At 66.1% G+C, this 1440-nt stretch carries 1 protein-coding gene; it reads left to right on the top strand.

The annotated features are described in order from the left end of the window. Positions 1–1440: glycosyltransferase (locus FJ958_RS31395; protein ID WP_246679867.1), on the top strand; the 1440-nt coding region annotated here is incomplete at both ends.

Below are 1440 nucleotides of genomic sequence, written 5' to 3'. Positions count from 1 at the left end.
GATTGGGAGGCGATCGTCGTCGACGACGCCTCCTCCGACCGCACCCCGGCGATCATCGCTGGCTATGTGGAACGCGATGCCCGGTTTCGGACGTTGAAGTCTTGCGCGCACAGCGCCGCCGGGGCGCGCAACAAGGGGATTTCGACAGCGCGCGGCCGCTGGCTGATGTTCCTGGACGCGGACGACTGGGTGGATGCCAGCTTCCTCGCGAAAATGCTGGCCGCACTGGAAGCCGCGCCCGATGCCGTGGCCGCCTATTGCGGTTCCCGGCGCGTGATGCCCGATGGCGCATTCACCCCGCCGAGCATCGCGACCGAGGTTGCGATCGAGCCCTTCGAGACGTTCGCGCGCCGGTGCGGCATCCGCACGCACGCGCTGCTGATCGATCGGGCGACAATTGTCGGGCTGGGCGGTTTCGATGTGTCGCTGCGCACCTGCGAGGACTGGGATTTGTGGCAGCGCGTCGCACGTCAGGGCAAGAATTGGCTGATGGTCGACGAGCCGCTCGCTTTCTATCGGGCCAGCTCCAACTCGCTCACCCGCAATTCAACGCGGATGCTGGCGGACGCGGCAATCGTCATCGCCCGCGGCTTTTCTGCCGACCCCAGGGTCAAACACCCAGCGCCGGCGCACGCCAATGGGGCGATCCCGGCGAATGGCCGCACCGCTTCCGAAGCGCTCGCCTGGTTCGCGTTGTGGAATGCCGCGTCGGATTGCGGCAGCGGCTCGCGCCTGGCCAACCCGGAGCCCCTGCGCGCGCTCCCCGTGGGACGTAAGTGGGCGCATGAGGTCGCCAAGGTGATTTTCGACGGCCTGATGGTGGGAAGCCTGTCGGGGCCGGCGCGATTGGCAGCCAGGTGGGACAGGTTCGGCGGCGCCCTCGGCGAGTTGATCGTCGAACTCGGCCAGGTCTGGGACAATCCCGTGGCGGGCCGCCGCGTCCAGTATCATCTTGAGCAAATGCTTCTCGACTTCGACGATCTTGCCGCGCCGCGTCCGCTGGCGCGGACACTGGGAATTCGCGTCGACGCCCGAAATCCGACCTCGACCAAACTGCCGGAAGGGATCGATCAAATCTACGCCTACCTGATGATCGACGGCAAGATCGAGGCTTTGGTGCAGTTCGGCGCACTCGGGAAAGTGACGAGGCGTCATTGGATGGAATTGATCCTGGATTTCGTGCCGCCTCGGGAGGTCATACGCGGCCTCTCCGACTATCGGCGCATGGCGTTCCGTTTCTGGAAGGGCGTTGCGCGGCTGGCTGGCCGATCGCCTGTACACGCACCGCGAAAGGGTACCGGTGCCGACAAGTCAGACATGCTTGCAGCCGAGGCGTTGCTGTCCATGGCGGGACGCCGGTCCGATCAAGACAGCCACTACGGCAGGCTCGCGCGGTTGGCGGCGGAAGCCCAGGAGTTGGTGCGGTCGAGCGCCGAAACG

Origin of the sequence: Mesorhizobium sp. B2-3-5 (genome assembly GCF_006442395.1) — a bacterium.
Lineage (GTDB): Bacteria > Pseudomonadota > Alphaproteobacteria > Rhizobiales > Rhizobiaceae > Mesorhizobium.
Note: the sequence above shows the minus strand (reverse complement) of the source record. Positions and strands in the feature narration are given on the sequence as shown.